Annotated in this window: 9 protein-coding genes, 1 tRNA gene and 1 other RNA gene; 6 read left to right on the top strand and 5 right to left on the bottom strand. The window is 72.7% G+C overall.

Annotated features, from left to right (window positions below; all coding sequences use genetic code 11):
* Nucleotides 1-97: 97 nt before the first annotated feature.
* Together R0145_RS02200 and R0145_RS02195 are read left to right on the top strand one after the other, a co-directional pair.
* Nucleotides 98-1108, top strand: a complete 1011-nt coding sequence (locus R0145_RS02200; RefSeq protein ID WP_317838800.1) for a zinc-dependent alcohol dehydrogenase family protein — start codon at nt 98-100, stop codon at nt 1106-1108.
* Between the two features lie 86 nt (nt 1109-1194).
* Nucleotides 1195-2220 (top strand): nitronate monooxygenase, encoded by a 1026-nt coding sequence (locus tag R0145_RS02195; protein WP_317838799.1) that lies wholly within the window; start codon nt 1195-1197, stop codon nt 2218-2220.
* An 87-nt stretch (nt 2221-2307) separates the two neighbouring features.
* Here the strand turns inward: R0145_RS02195 and R0145_RS02190 are convergent, their stop codons facing one another.
* Both R0145_RS02190 and ffs read right to left on the bottom strand, forming a co-directional pair.
* Nucleotides 2308-5259 carry a DNA polymerase III subunit gamma and tau gene (locus R0145_RS02190; protein ID WP_411742070.1) on the bottom strand — a complete coding sequence of 984 codons (2952 nt, stop codon included), beginning with the start codon at nt 5257-5259 and terminating at the stop codon, nt 2308-2310.
* A 60-nt stretch (nt 5260-5319) separates the two neighbouring features.
* An RNA gene (ffs, locus tag R0145_RS02185) (signal recognition particle sRNA small type) lies at nt 5320-5416 on the bottom strand.
* Nucleotides 5417-5529: 113 nt separating this feature from the next.
* On the opposite strand from ffs, the gene R0145_RS02180 reads away from it, so the two are divergent.
* Nucleotides 5530-5617 (top strand) — tRNA-Ser (locus tag R0145_RS02180).
* A 36-nt stretch (nt 5618-5653) separates the two neighbouring features.
* Here R0145_RS02180 and R0145_RS02175 read toward each other — a convergent pair.
* Entirely contained in the window at nt 5654-6616 is a 963-nt protein-coding gene (locus R0145_RS02175; RefSeq protein ID WP_317838798.1) for a class I SAM-dependent methyltransferase, read from the bottom strand.
* A gap of 131 nt (nt 6617-6747) precedes the next feature.
* Here R0145_RS02175 and R0145_RS02170 point away from each other — a divergent pair, with 131 nt between their 5' ends.
* Nucleotides 6748-7602, top strand: a complete 855-nt coding sequence (locus tag R0145_RS02170; RefSeq protein ID WP_317838797.1) for a formate/nitrite transporter family protein — start codon at nt 6748-6750, stop codon at nt 7600-7602.
* A gap of 43 nt (nt 7603-7645) precedes the next feature.
* Here R0145_RS02170 and R0145_RS02165 read toward each other — a convergent pair whose 3' ends face one another.
* A complete protein-coding gene (locus tag R0145_RS02165; RefSeq protein WP_317838796.1) occupies nt 7646-8416 on the bottom strand; it encodes a DeoR/GlpR family DNA-binding transcription regulator in 771 nt (256 codons plus the stop codon).
* 17 nt (nt 8417-8433) lie between these two features.
* Here R0145_RS02165 and R0145_RS02160 point away from each other — a divergent pair, with 17 nt between their 5' ends.
* Entirely contained in the window at nt 8434-9729 is a 1296-nt protein-coding gene (locus R0145_RS02160; protein WP_317838795.1) for an MFS transporter, read from the top strand.
* Between the two features lie 31 nt (nt 9730-9760).
* Entirely contained in the window at nt 9761-11362 is a 1602-nt protein-coding gene (locus tag R0145_RS02155) for an FGGY-family carbohydrate kinase (protein ID WP_317838794.1), read from the top strand.
* On the opposite strand, the gene R0145_RS02150 is transcribed toward R0145_RS02155, so the two are convergent.
* The gene (locus tag R0145_RS02150; protein WP_317838793.1) at nt 11322-16862 is read right to left on the bottom strand and encodes a carboxyl transferase domain-containing protein; all 5541 of its coding nucleotides are present in this window, start codon (nt 16860-16862) and stop codon (nt 11322-11324) included. The genes R0145_RS02155 and R0145_RS02150 overlap by 41 nt on opposite strands.
* Nucleotides 16863-17057 lie beyond the last annotated feature (195 nt).

Genomic DNA, 17057 nt, shown 5'->3' with positions numbered 1-17057 from the left:
GTCGCGGTGTGCGCTCCAAGCCTAGGTCCAACCGCGGACCGGTGGCCCGTACCGCCGCGACGTGGTGGACTGGGAGAGACCCGACAAGGAGATCATCATGCGCGCATGGCAGGTGCGGTCACCCGGTCCGCTGGACAGCGGCCCCCTCGAACTGGTCGAGAAGGAGACCCCGACGCCGGGCCCCGGGGAGGTGCTCGTCCGCGTCCTCACCTGCGGGGTGTGCCGCACCGACCTGCACGTCACCGAAGGCGACCTGCCGGTGCACCGTCCGTACGTCACGCCGGGTCACGAGATCGTCGGTCAGGTCGTCGGCGCGGGCCCGGGTGCCGGGCGGTTCAGCACCGGGGAGCGGGTCGGCATCCCCTGGCTGCGCCGCACCTGCGGCATCTGCCGGGCCTGCCGGTCGGGCCGGGAGAACCTCTGCGTACGCTCCGAGTACACCGGCTGGGACGCCGACGGCGGCTACGCGGAGTACACCACGGTGCCCGAGGGATTCGCCTACCGGCTGCCCGAACGGTTCGACGACGCCACCGCCGCGCCGCTGCTGTGCGCGGGGATCATCGGCTACCGGGCGCTGCGCCGGGCGAACGTCCCGCCGGGCGGGCGGCTCGGACTGTACGGGTTCGGCGGCAGCGCCCACCTGGCCGCCCAGGTGGCACTGGCCCAGGGGGCCGAGGTGCACGTGCTGACCCGTGGCGAGCAGGCCCAACGCTTCGCCCTGGAGCTGGGCTGTGCCTCGGCCGGCGACGCCCGCGAGATGCCGCCGGTGCCGCTGGACTCGGCGATCATCTTCGCCCCGGCCGGCGATATCGTGCCGTACGCCCTGGCCGCGCTGGATGCCGGCGGGACGGTGGCCTGCGCCGGCATCCACATGTCCGACATCCCCGCGCTGGACTACCACGCGGCGGTGTTCCACGAGAAGACGCTGACCAGCGTGGAGTCCAATACCCGCAGTGACGGCGAGGAGTTCCTGGTCCTGGCCGACCGTCTCGGGCTGCACCCGACCACCCACGAGTACCCGCTGGAGGAGGCGGACCGGGCGTTGCAGTACCTCGCCCGTGGCGACATCGAGGGCGCCGGGGTGCTGCGGGTGGCCGAGACGATCTGAACCCGGCCCTTCCCGTTCTGATCCCCTTTCCCGTTCTGAGCCCCGGCCCTTCCCGTTGGCCCGGCCGCCGCATAGCGTGACGGACCATGGAGGCGTTCCCCACCCTGCGGGTCCCGATCATCGCCGCTCCGATGGCCGGGGGCCCCTCGACCCCTGGCCTGGTCCGCGCGGTCGGGGAGGCCGGCGGGCTCGGCTTCCTGGCCGCCGGGTATCTCAGCCCTGCCGCGCTGGCGGACCAGATCGCCGAGGTCCGGACGGGCGGCACCACGGCGTTCGGGGTGAATCTCTTCGTTCCCGACCGCACTCCCCTCGACGCGGAGGCGGTCGCGGCGTACCGGCAGGCGCTGCTGCCGCTGGCCGCCCAGCTGGGTGTCGACGGGTTGCCGCAGGCCGCGCCGGACGACGACGCCTGGCAGGAGAAGGTCGAGCTGCTGGTGGCCGACCCGGTGCCGGTGGTCTCCTTCACCTTCGGGCTGCCGGATCGGACGACCGTGGAGCGGCTGCACGCCGCCGGCAGCTACCTGATCGGCGGTGTCACGTCGGTGACCGAGGCCCGGGAGGCGGTCCAGCGCGACCTGGACGCACTGGTCGTCCAGGGACCGGCCGCCGGGGGGCACCAATGCACCTTCCGGACGACCGATCCGGCGCCGGGGGTGCCCCTGGACGACCTCTTCGAGGCGGTGCGGGCGGCGGTGCCGGTGCCGCTCGTCGCGGCCGGTGGGCTGGCTGACGCGGCGGCCGTCCGCCGGGTGATCGAGGCGGGCGCGGCCGCCGCCCAGCTCGGGACGGCCTTCCTGCTCACCCCCGAGGCGGGGACGAACCCGACCCATCGGGCCGCGCTCACCCACCCGGGGTTCACCGAGACGGTGCTGACCCGGTGCTTCTCCGGACGTCTGGCCCGCAGTCTGCGCAACGCCTTCGTCGAGGCGTACGACGCGCTGGCCCCGGCCTGCTATCCCGGGGTGAACCAGGTCGCCGGGCCGATCCGGCGCGCGGCCGCGGCGGCCGGGGATGCCCAGCACACCAACCTGTGGGCGGGAACGGGGTGGCGCCTCGCGGCGGAGGTGCCGGCCGGTGAGGTGATCGCCCGGCTGTGGCCGGCGGCGGACTGACCCGAACACATGCGGCCGGACAGAACAAACGCGGCCGGACAGTCGCAGGCCGAACGGGCCCTCCTCGCCCCGGACCCATCGCCCCGATCAGCTGCCCATCCCGGTCTCCTGCTGTTCCTCCAGCAGCAGCTCGGCGCCGAGCACGTTGGTGAGCAGTTCAGCGGCGCTCTCGTAGCCCTCGCCGACCGTCACGTCGTCGTTCGCGTAGGCCGCAGCCTCCTCCTCCGGGGTCGGTTCCCGAGGGGGTGGCGGCGCGGCCGCCACCTGTGAGTACCGGCTGGGCCGTGACTCAGACGCACGTCGTGGCTCGGGTGACGGTCGCGGCTCGGGCGCCACCGCCGGAGCCGGACGCGGCGTCCGGGCAGTCGGCGCGGCGGGCTCCGGCACAGCCGAGGCGGTGACCGAGGGCGCCGGTGTCACGGCCTGCTCGGCCGGTCGCACCGGCGCCACAGTCCGCGCCGGGCCGGTCGTCCCCGGGCCGACGGGCTGCGGGCCGTACGGGTCGCCGTACGGATCATCTTCGGGCGGCGGTTCGTCCCAGGGGTCGTCCGGCGGCTCAAGTGGTGGTGGGACGTCGCGGTGCGGGCCGGCGTGGTGCGAACCAGCGTGGTGCGCGGCATCCCCGTCGGCCGACGGCGGCGTCGTGGGCCGACCCTCGCGGGGTCCGCGCGGCGCGTGCCGGTTGGCCTCCGGCTGTGGCGCCGCGGACCGCTGTGCTTCGGGGCGTGGCGCCTCGCTCCTCGGCGTCGTGGGCCGGGCGCGCTGCGGGTGAAGAGGCTCGGCGGCACGCCCGGGGCCCGTGGGCGCCGGACGCTGGGCGGGCTGTTGCTGGTGGGCGGGCTGTTGCTGACCGCCGCGACGGGTGTGCTGTTGGCGGGCCGCCTCCGGGTCGATCAGCGTCTCCACCTGGAGCACCGCCCCGAACACCTGTGCCACGGCCTCCAGGAACACCTCCCGCTCGCGTGGGCGTTCGAAGCTCGCCCGGGCCCCCGGAGAGCTCAGCGCGATCGTGAGCACGTTGTTGACCAGGGAGACCACCGCGGCGTTCCCCTCGAGCAGCACCTTGGTGAACCGGCGCCGCGCCCCGACCGCCTCGAGCAGATCGCCCCACCGGTCCCGGGCGTCCTGCGTGGTGAGGCCTCGGGCACCCGATCCGCTCGGCGCCGCCTGCCGCGGCGTCTCGGCCGCCGGACTCTCGACTGCCGGGCCCTCGGGTCTCGGCGCCGCAGCGGGCTCCGCCGCAGCCGCTGGGGCGGGTCGCGTCCGCTCCGGCCGCGGGGGACGTTCGGGCCGTACGGGACGGGCCGGGCCCGGGGTCGGCGCGCCCGGGGTCGCCGCAGCGGGGCCGGACGGCGCGTCGCCCCCTGCAGAGGTGGGCGCGGAACGACGCCCGCGCGGACGTGACTCGGTATCCGGCGCTGCCGCGGAGCGTGGCGGGGCGGGCGCGGTGGCCTCCGGACCTGCGCTCGGTGCCGGAGTCGTCCCGGGCGCCGGCGCGGCAGGCGCCGGGGGCCGCACGGCGTCCACCTGGGCGGAAGAGGCCCCGGCCGCCCGCGGCAGGTCTCCCATCGGGACCCCGGTGTCCAGTCCACCGAGGTTGAGCCGACGCTCGATCCGGTCCAGCCGGGCGTTGATGCCCCGCTCGGCCACGTCCGCGCCGGGCAGCAGCACCCGGGCACACATCAGCTCCAGGTGCAGCCGCGGCGCAGTCGTCCCACGCATCTGGGTCAGGCCCTCGGCGATCACGTCCGCCGCCCGGGTCAGCTCCCCCAGACCCATCGCCTTGGACTCGGCAACGTACGTCTCCCCCTGCTCGGGCGAGACGTCGACCAGTCCGCTGGACAGGGCGTCCGGGACCGCGGCGACGATGACCAGGTCGCGGAGGCGGCCGAGCAGGTCCTCGGCGAACCGCCGCGGATCCTGTCCGGCCTCGATCACCTTGTCGACGACGGAGAACACCCCGGCGCCCTCACCCGCGGCGAACGCCTCGACCATCTCGTCGAGCAGGCTCTCCGGGGTATAGCCCAACAGCCCGGTGGCGTGCTCGTACGTCACGCCCCGGTCGGACGCCCCGCCCAGCAGTTGGTCGAGCACGGACAGCGAGTCGCGGACCGAGCCGCCGCCGGCCCGGACGACCAGTGGCAGGACACCCGACTCGACCGAGATCCCCTCCTTCTCGCAGATCTCGGCGAGATAGTGGGTGAGCACCTTGGGCGGCACCAACCGGAAGGGGTAGTGGTGCGTCCGCGACCTGATGGTGCCGATCACCTTGTCCGGCTCGGTCGTGGCGAAGATGAACTTGACGTGCGGCGGCGGCTCCTCGACGAGCTTCAGCAGGGCGTTGAAGCCCTGCGTGGTCACCATGTGGGCCTCGTCGATGATGTAGATCTTGTAGCGGCTGGCGACCGGGGCGAAGAAGGCCCGCTCCCGCAGGTCACGCGCATCGTCCACACCGCCGTGGGAGGCGGCGTCGATCTCGATGACGTCGATCGACCCGGGCCCACCGGTGGCGAGGTCACGGCAGGACTGGCAGTGTCCGCAGGGTTCGGCCGCCGGGCCGTTCTCACAGTTCAGGGCCCGGGCGAGGATGCGCGCCGAGGTGGTCTTGCCGCAGCCGCGCGGGCCGGAGAAGAGGTAGGCGTGGTTCACCCGGTTGTTGGCCAGCGCGCGCTGCAGCGGCTGAGTGACGTGCTCCTGGCCCACGACCTGGGCGAAGGTGTCGGGCCGGTAGCGACGGTAGAGGGCCAAGGCCACGGCCGGCTCGGACCTGTCCGGGGTGGGCGCATCGTCTGCGGCCGAGGAGCCCCCGACGGACGACGTCGGCGACGCGGCGGCCGACTCGGACACCCCGGTGGGAGCCACGGGCGCGTCGAAGAGCCCCGCCCCCGTCTGGGGGACGACGCCCAGCTCGACGTCACCGTCAGGGTCGTACGGATCGGCGCCCTCCGGTCCGACGTCGTCGAGATCGTCGTCAGCCTCCCAGGGCTCGAGCTCGTCGTCTTCGTCCACGGTGCACACCCTATGCGGTGGCCCTGACAACGTCCGCCGGGCCGGGGTTCCTGGCCTGCGGCCTCCCCGGGAGTGGGTGCGACGGGCAGAAAAAGGGGTCCCCCGCGTACCCGACAGAGCTCACTTACCCTTGCTGCCTTCCGACCCTGGGGGAGTTGGGCGAGGTAACGCCACACGGGGGACCTCGATCCAGTGTAGGGGATGCCCGCCCCCGACCCAACTCGACAGGTGTCGCAGGCAGGTCACCCGGCGGACACAGTGAATTGGTGAAACCGAAAGGTTCCGGTAGAGTCCTCCGACGGAGGATTCGCCTAGAGGCCTATGGCGCTCGCTTGGAAAGCGGGTTGGGTTCACGCCCTCACGAGTTCGAATCTCGTATCCTCCGCCATCTCGATCCCCGCCCCGACAGGGCGGGGATCGCTGGTTACGGCAGAACCGGCCGGATGGTCAACTCTGCGATCACGCCGAACGCCCCGTGTCGGGTCCGGTCTCCCATCACGTGCGCTTCGCCGAGGGCGAGCCCCTCACTCTCGGCGAACGCTCGCGTGGCCGCCACCGGGTCGCCACCGAACTCCAGACCGAAGCTCATCCCTTCCCCGGCGGCCGCGGTGACGCCGCCGAGAGCCTTGACGTCCCGCGTCCCGTAGAGATCGACCAGCAGGACGCTCCCGAGCGGGGCCAACATCCTGAACTGTCGCAGGGTCTCCCGCACGTCGCCCTCCGACAGGTAAAGGGTGACCCCCTCCCACAGGAAGACCGCCGGACGATCCGGGTCGTAGCCTGCGGCGAGAAGCGCCTCCCCCCACCCCTGGGCGGAGAAGTCGACTCCCACGAAGGCGACCTGGGCGGTATCGATGCCGGCTCGCGCCAGGGCATCGCGCTTGGCAGCGACGGTGCCCGGCATGTCGAGTTCGAAGAACTCCATGCCGGAGCCCTTCAGCGGCCCGTACGGACGGGTGTCGAAGCCCGCGCCCAGCAGGACGAACTGGTCGACACCTGCTCTGGCCCTCTCAATCAGTGCGTCGAAGCGAACCGTGCGCGCCAGGCCGACCTGGGCGAGGTGCTCCTTCCCGGGCTCCGGGACGGCGAACAGCCCGGCTGTGCCACTGATGCGGTAGCGCAGCCAGCTCGGGAAGAGGAACGACCACATCCCCAGCACAGAACCGTTGGGCAGCGCCGAGTAGAGGCGTACGGCGGCCGCGTCCGGGCGTTGGCCGAGCTTGTCCAGCGTCCAGCGATCGCCGACCACGGACGTCGCTGTCGCCGACATCCCCATCCGCTTGCTGACCACGGACGTCTTGACGGTGAGGTAGATCGTGCCGACCAGCGCAATCGGGAGGAACAGGATCTGGACGACGACGAACACGACCAACCCGACGACATGCATGAACAGCCTCCTGGCGTGTGGGCGCCCACACCCACGCGAGCGTACTGCCGTCAGAGCGGAACTGCGGGTCACCCCGACATATCCTCTCATTTGTATTGACTAATGATACTTTGTACTGACAAACTGATTCGGTGGAGATCAACGACGACCGGCTCTATCCGGGGCGGGTGTTCATCGAGAACACCCTCGAAGCCGCCGACACCAAGGTGCACATGTCGACCCGCACCACCGTGCGCTACCTGCAACGCGCCGCGATGGCCGGCTTCCTCATCGGCCTGTTCTATGTCGCCTACCACGCGACCGTGGCGACGTTCGCCACCGTCCAGGTGGGCGGCGTCACCCTCGCCGGCTTCGGGAAGCTGCTCGGCTCGTTCGTCTTCGGCTGGGCGCTGGTGTTCATCTTCTTCACGAAGTCCGAGCTGCTCACCTCGAACATGATGGTGGCCAGCATCGCCCACTACCACCGCCGGACGACGACCCGGCGGGCCTCCTTGCTGATGCTGCTCTGCTTCGTCGGCAACGCACTGGGCGGCCTGGTGCTCGCCGTCCTGCTGAAGTTCTCCACGCTGGTCTCCGGTGCGGTCGCCACCCAGATGGCGCACGCCGTCGAGGTGAAGCTCGGGTACCTGAGCACTGCAGCGGGAGTCGGCGACCTGTTCGTCCGCGCGATCCTCTGCAACTTCGTCATCAACGTGGCGATGCTGCTGGTCTACAACGGCAACGTGAGAGATTCCATCACGATGGCGCTCACGATGGTCACCGCGGTGTTCGTCTTCGCCTTCCTCGGGCTGGAACACTCGGTGGCTAACACCGTCTTCTTCCTCGTCGTCGGACTCACCCAGGGCATCGACGTGGCCGCGGCCGCCGGCAACGTGGCGATTGCGCTGATCGGGAACTTCATCGGCGGCGGCATCCTGATCGGCGTCTACTACGCGTACGTGAACCACCCGCGGCCGCAGAAGGATGGGTCGGCCCCGGCGAAGTAGCGGCCGGGCGCCGTGTCGAAATCATCACGTTCGACAGCCTGGGTCACACCAGCGTGACCTCGCAGCCCTCGTCGCGGAACAGGGCGAGCATCTCCGGCCGGGCGTCGCGGGTGGTGACCACGTGGGTGATGTCGGCCGGGGAACCGAAGCGGAAGTTCGAGGTCCGGTTCATCTTGTCGGCGATCGTCACCAGGATCCGCCGGCCCGCCGACCGCAGGCTCTCCTGCTTGATCAACGCGTCCTCGTACAGCGTGGAGGTCAGTCCCCGAGTCGCCGACGCCGAGCAGGTGCCCAGCACGAGCACGTCGGCGCGCATGCTGCGGACCGCGTCGACGGCCTGGCTCCCGTTGAGGGCGAGGGTGTCGGTGTCGACCGGCCCACCGGGGACGATCACCCGCGCCCCCGGCGTGCTGCCCAGGGCAACCGCGGCATGCAGCGACAGCGGCAGCACGGTGAGGGGTCGTCCGGCGAGTTCCAGGGCCACCGCATAGCAGGTGGTGCCGTTGTCGATGATCACCGACTCGTAGTCGGCGATCAGCCCGGAGACCGCCGCGGCGAGCCGCAGCTTGACCTCCCGGTCCTCGGCGAACCGCAGACCGAACGGCACCGGCTGACCCTCCTTGAAGGTCCGCGCTGCACCACCGGAGGTCCGGCGCAGCGCGCCACGGGCCGCCAGCTCCGTCAGGTCACGCCGGATGGTGACAGCGGAGACGCCGGTCAGGTCGGCCAACGCCTCGACCCGGAGCGCCCCGGACTTCTCGATCGACTGGACGATCAGTTTGTGTCTGAGCGATCGTTGCACGTGATCATTCACTCACCTACGGTCGCAGTATGCCAAGGCCGAGCACCGATCCCGCCCGCGAGGGGCCCCTTTCTGTGCCCCTCCCCGACCACCGGATCGAGACGGCCACCCGGGCCCGCAACGGCGACCTGGCGGTGTTCGGCGTCAACGGCTTCATGTTCGCGACCTGGATGTCCCGGGTCCCCGACGTCAAGCAGTCGCTGGGCCTCTCGCCGGGCCAGCTCGGCCTGCTGCTGCTCGCCGTGTCGGCCGGGGCGCTGTGCGGACTGCCGATCGCGGGACGCCTGACGCAACGCTTCGGGGCGGTGCGCACCGTACGCCTCGGCATGGTGACCGCCCTGCCGGGGGTCCTGCTGGCCGCCATCGCGGTCACCGTCACAGCGCCGATCCCGGTGGTGATGGTCGGGCTCTATCTGCTCGGCCTCGGCAACGGGGTGTGGGACGTGGCGCAGAACCTCGAGGGCAGCGTCATCGAGCGGTCCCTGCGCCGGGCGATCATGCCGTGGTTCCACGCCGCCTTCAGCGGCGGCACGGTGCTGGCGGCACTGGTCGGCGCGCTGCTGGTCCGGCTGGAGGTGTCGCTGCTGGCCCACGTGGCCGCGATGGCCGTGCTGTGCGTCACCGCCATCTGGTGGGGCACCGCACGGTTCCTGCCCGGGGCCCACGCCGCTCCCGGCCACGGCGCCCCGGCTGCCGGCACCACCCCGGCGACCGACCGCCCGGCGCGACGCCCCGTACGCTCGGCCTGGACCGAGCCGCGCACCCTGCTCGTCGGCCTGATGGTGCTGGCCGCCGCGTTCACCGAGGGCACCGCCAACGACTGGCTGGCGGTCGCCTTCGTCGACGGCCACCGGGTGAGCAAGGCCCTCGGGGTGGTGGCGCTGGCGGTGTTCCTGGCCTTCATGACCGCGGGCCGGATCCTCGGCACCCGGCTGCTGGATCGTTACGGCCGCCTGCCGGTGCTGCGGATCCTCTTCGGCTCGGCGATCGTCGGCTGCCTGCTGGTGGTCCTCGGCAGCCCGCCGCTCGCCTTCGTCGGTGCCGCCGTCTGGGGCATCGGTGCGAGCCTCGGCTTCCCGGTCGGGATGTCCGCGGCCGCGGATGACCCGGCCCGAGCGGCCGCCCGGCTCAGTGTGGTGAGCACCATCGGCTACACCGCCTTCCTCGCCGGCCCGCCGCTGCTCGGCCTCCTCGGCGACCACGTCGGTGTGCTGCACGCCCTGCTCGTGGTCGGCGTCGTCTCCGCCCTTGCCATCCTCGTGGTGCCCGCTGCCCGGCAACTCCCGACCACGCCCGCCGAGCCGCTCGGCGACCGGCCGATGTAACGGCGATCACCGGGCTGGCAGACTGGGGGCCATGTGCAACAGCGTCGTGCTCGGGGTGGACATCGGCACCTCCAGTACGAAGGCCGTCGCCCTCACCCTCGACGGGCAGATCCTGGGCATCGCGACGCGTACGCATCAGGTCGACCGCAGCCACCCCGGCCGGGTCTCGATGGACGGGGAGATCTGGTGGCAGGAGTTCGTCGGCCTGTGCACCGAGCTCAGCCCGCACGCCCCGGGCGGGTTCGCTGCGATCGGGGCGTCGGGCATGGGGCCGACCCTGATGCTGTGCGACGCGGCCGGGCGCGGGGTCGCCCCCGCGGCGCTGTACGGCGTGGACACCCGGGCGGTCGAGCAGATCCGCCAGCTCGAGGACGCCTTCGGCGCCGAGGAGATCTACCGGACCGGCGACTCGTACCTGTCCACCCAGTCGGTGGGGCCGAAGTTCGCCTGGTTCCGCCAGCACGACCCCGAGGCGTACGCGGCGGCGAGGACCTTCCACATGCCGGCCAGCCTGCTGGTGCACCGGCTGACCGGCGCGTACGTCCTGGACCACCAGGCGGCCGGGCAGTGCTCCCCGCTCTACGACGCGGCCCGGCATCGCTGGATCGCCGAACGCTGCGAACTGGTCGCCCCGGGGATCACCTTCCCGCGACTGGCCTGGGCCGGCGACCGGGCCGGCGAGGTCACCCGGACGGCCGCCGCGCAGGTCCCCGGTCTGCGGGCCGGCGCCCCGGTCACCGTCGGCACCATCGATGCCTGGGCGGAGGCGCACTCGGTCGGTGCGACCGAGGTCGGCGACCTGATGCTGATGTACGGGACGACGATGTGCCTGGTCGCCACCCAGGACCACCGGGTGCGCCACCCCAGCATGTGGGGCAGCCCCGGTCTGGTCCCCGGCCGCTGGACCCTGGCCGGCGGGATGGGCACTTCCGGGGCGATCACCGCCTGGGTCCGCGACCTGTTGGGCGGATCCAGCTACGACAGCCTGACCTGCGATGCGGCCGCCTCCGGGCCGGGCGCCCGCGGCCTGCTGATGCTGCCGTACTTCGACGGCGAACGGACGCCGATCCTCGATCCGTCCGCCCGGGGCACGATCTGCGGCCTGACCGTCCGGCACACCCGCGGCGACCTGTTCCGCGCCACCCTGGAGTCCGTCGGTTACGCGGTGCGCCACCATCTGGAGACCTTCCACGAGGCCGGCATCGTGCCGCGCCGGGCGATCGCGGTCGGCGGCGGGGTGCGGTCGGCGCTGTCCGCCCAGCTGGTCAGCGACATCACCGGGCTGCCCCAGCAGCTCACCCGGATCTCGATCGGCGCCTCGTACGGGGACGCCCACCTGGCCGCCGGACTGCTCGCCGACACTCCCCCGCTGAGCGACTGGAACCCGGTCGTCCGGGTCATCGAGCCGCGGCCCGAGCCCGCCTACGACGAGCTCTATCGGCTCTACCGGCAGCTGTACGAGTCGACCCGGGACATCCAGCACGCACTGGCCGCCCGGCACAGTGCCAGTGCCGGCGAGCCGCTACCCGACCACCGCGCCACCGCGACCGCTCCGGAACGGTCCGTCACCGCCCCGGAGCGATCTGCGCCGGTCAGCCCTGCCGGGCCTGATACTCCTCGATCACCCCGATGATCGCCGGCCGCAGCTCGGCGGTGCTGATCACCCTGTCCACCGACCCGACCCGGACGGCGCGGTGGATGTCGTGGATGCCGTCGAACTCGGCCGCCACCTCGCTGATCTTCTCCGCCCGCACCGCGGCCCGGGTGTCGTCCAGCTCGAGCTGGAGCTCGGCCCGTTCGGCCGGGGACACCAGCGGCAGCCGGGCCTCCAGGTCGGCGACCCGCGGGTCGGCCGCGGTGCGCTTGTCGACGTCCCGGCCGAACACCACCGCCGCGGCGGGTGCGCCGCCGATCACCGAGGCGTACGACCCCTCCAGCGCCAGCACGGTCATGTCCTCGTTCAGCCGCTTGCTGAACACCACGAACGCCCCGCCGTGGTAGCGGGAGATGACGACGAAGACGATCGGGCCGGAGAAGTTGACGATCGCCCGGCCGATCTCCGCGCCGTACTCCAGCTGCAGGTCGCGCATCGACTCCGGCGACCCGTCGAAGCCGGACAGGTTGGCCAGCACGACCAGCGGCCGGTTGCCGGAGGCCGCGTTGAGCGCCCGGGCCACCTTCTTGCTCGACCGCGGGAACAGGGTGCCGGCGGTGTAGGTGTCCGGTCCGTCGGTGGGCGGGAACCCGGCCCGCTTCACCGGCTTGGACTCGATCCCGAGCACCGACACCGAGTGGCCGCCCAGCCGGGCGTCCACCACGACGGCGGTCTCCGCGTCGGCCATCCCGGCCCACCGTTCGACCCGGGGATGGTCCTGGTCACACACCGCCGCGATCACCGTCCGGATGTCGAACGGCTTCTTCCGGTCCCGGTTGTGCTCGGCGCTGAAGATCTCCCCCACGGTCGCGAAGTCGGTGCCGTACGGGTGCGGGTAGCCCGACACGTCCCGGTCGGCCGGATCCGTCGTCGTGGCCGCCCGCGGCCCGGACTCGCCGGGCGCGACGTACGTCCGGTCGTAGTGGCCGAGCAAGATGCCGAACGCCGAGGCGAGATCGGGCGCCCAGTACTGCGCCTGACCGTTCGGGCCCATCACCCGGTCGTAGCCGCCGATGCCGAGATTGTCCTCGGCCGACACCCCGCCGGAGAAGTCCAGCGACTGCTTGCCGGTGAGCACCATGGCCGAGTCGGGGGTCATCACCAGGATGCCCTTGGTGTGCATCAGCATCGTCGCCTCGGCGTTCCAGTACGGCTGGGCGCCGACGTTGATGCCGGCCACCACGACGTTCACGATGCCGCCGGCCTGGGTGTACTCGACGATCCGGCGCAGTGCCGCGGCGACCCAGTCCAGGTTCTCGCTGCCGGACTCCATCGAGATCCGGGCGCCCGAGCTCAGCGTGTACCACTCGATCGGGACGCCCTCGGCCTCGGCCAGGTCGACCGCCGCGATGACCCGGCGACACTCCGGCTCGGCCAGCGCCCCCAGCCCCTTGGTCGGGTCGCCGCACAGCAGGATCCGGGTCACCCCCTGCGGGTGCACCGGTGTCGGCGTGGTGACCCGCCCGACGATGATGCCGGCCCGGTTCTGGCCGTACGGACGCTCGACCGGCACCAGCCGGTCCGGCTCACCGGGGGCGACGGACGGGTCGAGGTCGAGCTCGACCAGGGTCCCGCCGTCGGCCAGCGCACCGGCCAGCTCGTACGGATAGACCAGGCCGCGCCGCTTCGCCCGCAGCACCTTGGCCGCGTAGTCGTCCAGCGGCTTGAGCGGCTCCGACGGCGGCGCCTCGACCGAGGCGGTCACCCCGCCGCCGGGCCGGGTGTGGAACCGGATGGCGAGCGGCATGGTGCCGTCGCCCGGCTGCAGGAAGGTGCCGTGGGCGACGACCTCCTCGATCCCGGTGCCGTCGCTGAGCGGGGTGATCTTGTGCCGCAGCGCCATCACGTCGCGCAGGTCGAGCTCGACCTCGGGCCAGACGTGCACCCAGACGTGGTTCATGTCGAGCCGGCCGCCCGCCGATCCCAGCGACACCTGGGTCCGGCGGATCGCTTCCAGGCAGTTCTCCACCGCCTGCTCGGCGTGCGGCAGGCCGACGAGCCGTCCCCGGTCGTCGCGGACCGAGGCCAGCTGCCGGACCTGGGCCATCGCGACCAGACGCCGGTCCGCCGGGTTGGACCGGGCGACGCAGTCGAACAGCAGGACGCCCTCGGGGGCGGGCAGCCGGGTGGTCTCGAACTCGCGCAGTCGCCACAGGTCGAGGCGGCGGAACACCATCGGGTGGACGCCGCGGACCCGCTGGTCCTCGGCCAGCACCCGGGCCCCGTCGGGGTCGGGCGTCGCGGTCGGCCGGAACGTCAGGTAGTCGACGTCGCCCTCGACGGTGCACAGGCCCACGACGATCCGGCGCAGGCTGCCGCGCCAGTCCCAGCCGGACAGCAGCGGGGCGAGCCGGGCGCCGGCAGCGGTGAGATCGACCGGCTCCGGCCAGCGGACGTACACCTCGACCGCCGCGTCGTCGCCCGGCGTACGGTCGGCCAGCCGGTCGGCGACCAGCGTCGCCAACGGCCCGCCGGGGCCGAGTTCGTCGGCCCGGCCGAGGGTCGACACCAGCACCGTCGGTCGGTCCTCCAGCAGACAGCGGGCGGTGACCACGGCCCGCCCGTCGGCGGTGCCGGGCACCACATCGGTGAGGGAGTGGTCGCCGTAGTGCCGGCGGAGGATCACCTCGAGGATCGGTTCGTGGGCCGGCACCTCCCGGGCGAGCCGTTCGGCCAGGAAGGGCGCGGTGTGCTCGGGCAGCGCGGCCAGCGCCGCGATCCGTTCGGCATAGTCAGGGGCCTGCGGATCGGCCGCCAGGGCGTCCACCTCGGCCCGGGCCCGGGCCAGGACCGCGTCGCGTTCGGCGTCCACCTGCGGCTGGTCGAACCAGCGGAACCGGACCGACCGGGCCAGGTCGCCGACCGCGGGGAACCGGCGCTGGGTGGCCCGGACCAGGCGTTCCAGCTGGGCGCGGGCAGTGCCGGCGCGCTCCGCCTCCGGGGCGGACTCGGTGATCCACCGGTCGAGGATGGCCAGCACCACCTGCACATCGGTGGACACCCGCTGCTGGGCGGTGAAGATCCGGGCGACGGCCAGTTCGAGGGCGTGGGTCCGGTCGAGCGAGTACACCCCGTAGTGGGCCAGTGCCCGGGTGAGGCGCTGGCTGAACTGGGCCGGGACACCGGCCCGGTCGACGTCGAGGCTCTGCAGGTAGCGGTGGAACTGCTCACGGTCGGAGTGGATCCGCAGCTCGGTGTTCGCCTGCTCGCCGAACGGCCGGTTGCGGCTCAGCTCGGTCAGGTCGGCGAACAGCGCGACGAGCGCGATCTCTCCGGTCAGCACATCGGCACCGGCGGCCCGGGCCTCGTCCCGGGCGGCGAGGTAGCAGCCGAGGGTCTGCGCCGCGGGGTCGATGTCGTAGCCGCGCAGCACCGCGGAAAGGTCGGCACGCAGGGCGTCGGCGACCGCGGCGGGGTCGGTCTGCGGGGCGGCCGTGGGCAGGTCGACGGTGCCGGGCTCGGACGTCGCGGCCGCCTCCTCGCCGTCGCCGACCGGCTCGAGCCGGACCAGCGGGGCCATCGTCTCGACCTGGCTGCCGGTCATCACCTGCAGTTCCTTGACCCGCGCGGTGAACGGCGCGGGCAGCACCGTCTCCATCTTCATCGACTCGAGGACGACCACCGGGGCGCCGGCCTGCACCACGTCACCGACGGCGACCGGGGTGGCGACGACCAGCGCCGGCGCCGGCGAGCGCAGCACCCCACCCTCGTCGCGGCTGACCCGGTGGGTGACGCCGTCGACCTCGATCAGCAGCACCGGCCCGTGGGTGGCGGTGACCAGACGGTGCCGCTCACCGTTGACGGTGATCCGACAGTGCACGTCGTCGAGCCGCTCCACCGCGACGTCGACGGTCCGGTCACCCACCCGGACGCGGTAGTGCTCCGGGCCGGTCTGCCAGGTGGTGAGGGTGTGCACGACGCCGCGCAGCTTGAGGTCGACCGAGCGGCCGGGCGTGGGCCGCAGCTGGGGGCGGCCGCCGTGGGCCGTCTCGAGCAGCCGGGCGACGTCGACGGCGTCCTCCTCGTCGTACGCCTCGATCGCCGCGGCGACCAACGCGATGCCGGAGTGCCGGTCGGCGACCAGGCCGCCGGCGGCGCGGGTGCGGTCGATCCAGCCGGTGTCGGCCCAGCCGCCGGAGGTCCCGCCGGTGGTGCCCCGACCGGTCACCTCGGGCCGGTCGAGCAGTTCCAGGATGAAGCTCTTGTTGGTGGCGCCGCCCTCGATGACGACGGTGGTCTCGGCCAGGGCCCGGCGGAGCCGGCCCAGCGCCTCGTCGCGGGTGTGGCCGTAGGCGATGATCTTGGCGATCATCGAGTCGAAATCGGCGGGGATGGTGTCGCCCTCGGCGACGCCGGTGTCCACCCGGATGCCGGGACCGGCCGGCAGGTCGAGGCGGCTGATCCGGCCGGGGGCGGGGGCGAAGTCCCGGTCCGGGTCCTCCGCGTTCAGCCGGGCCTCGACGGCATGGCCGGCTTCCCGGGGGCGTTCGGTGAGACGGCCACCGGCCGCGACGTGCAGCTGGGCCTTGACCAGGTCGAACTCGTTGGTGACCTCGGTGATCGGGTGCTCGACCTGCAGGCGGGTGTTGACCTCCAGGAAGGCGAACTGCCGCTCGTCGGGCTGGTAGAGGAACTCGACGGTCCCGGCGCCCCGGTAGTCGACGGCGAGGGCGAGCCGCTCGGCGGCGGCCCTGAGGTCGTCGGTCTGCTCCGTGGTGAGCAGCGGGGAGGCCGACTCCTCGATCACCTTCTGGTTGCGCCGCTGCACGGTGCAGTCCCGCACCCCGATCGCCCAGGCGGTGCCCCGGCCGTCGGCGATCACCTGCACCTCGACGTGGCGGGCGCAGGTGACGAGCTTCTCCAGGAAGACCACCCCCGAGCCGAACGCGCGCTCGGCCTCGTCGCGGGTGCGCTGGTAGGCGTCAGTGAGGTCGCCGGCGGTCTCCACCTTGCGGATGCCGCGGCCACCACCACCCGCGGTCGCCTTGAGCATCAGCGGGTAGCCGATCTGCTCGGCCGCCGCCAGGGCGTCCTCGAGCGTGTCGACCCCGCCACCGGACCACGGCGCCACCGGGACGCCGACCTGTTCGGCGATCCGCTTGCTGCCGATCTTGTCGCCGAGCTGGCGCATCGCCTCGCCGCTGGGGCCGATGAAGGTGATGCCGAGGCTCTCGACGAGGTCGGCGAAGGCGGCGTCCTCCGCGACGAAGCCCCAGCCGACCCAGACGGCGTCGGCGCGGGCGTGCGTGAGGGTCTTCGCGAGCAGGGCGTGGTTGAGGTACGGCCGGCCGCTGGCCGGGCCGATCGGGTAGGCCTCGTCCGCCTCCCTGGCGAACATCGCCGTACGTTCCGCGTCCGTGTAGAGGGCGATGGTGGTGATCGGCGGCTCGTCCCGGCGTTCGGCGTTCAGGTCACGGACGGCGTGGATCAGCCGCATGGCGGCCTCGCCGCGATTGACGACAGCGATGCGCTGGAACACAGGTATCTCCTCGTCCGCGGCGGGCCGGCCCCGCCGCTGTCGTGCACGAGACTTGCACCCGGAGGCGCCTCCCCGCGAGGTCCGCCGACGGAGTTGGGCGCGTCGTCCGGCCCAGTCCAAATCGACCGGAGATCCTTTGGTTGGTTCACACAACGGCCGCGCCGGTCGCCCCCTCGGTGGGTGCCGACGCCCGGC

The organism is Raineyella sp. W15-4 (assembly GCF_033170155.1).
In the GTDB taxonomy this organism is placed as follows: domain Bacteria; phylum Actinomycetota; class Actinomycetes; order Propionibacteriales; family Propionibacteriaceae; genus Raineyella.
Note: the sequence above shows the minus strand (reverse complement) of the source record. Positions and strands in the feature narration are given on the sequence as shown.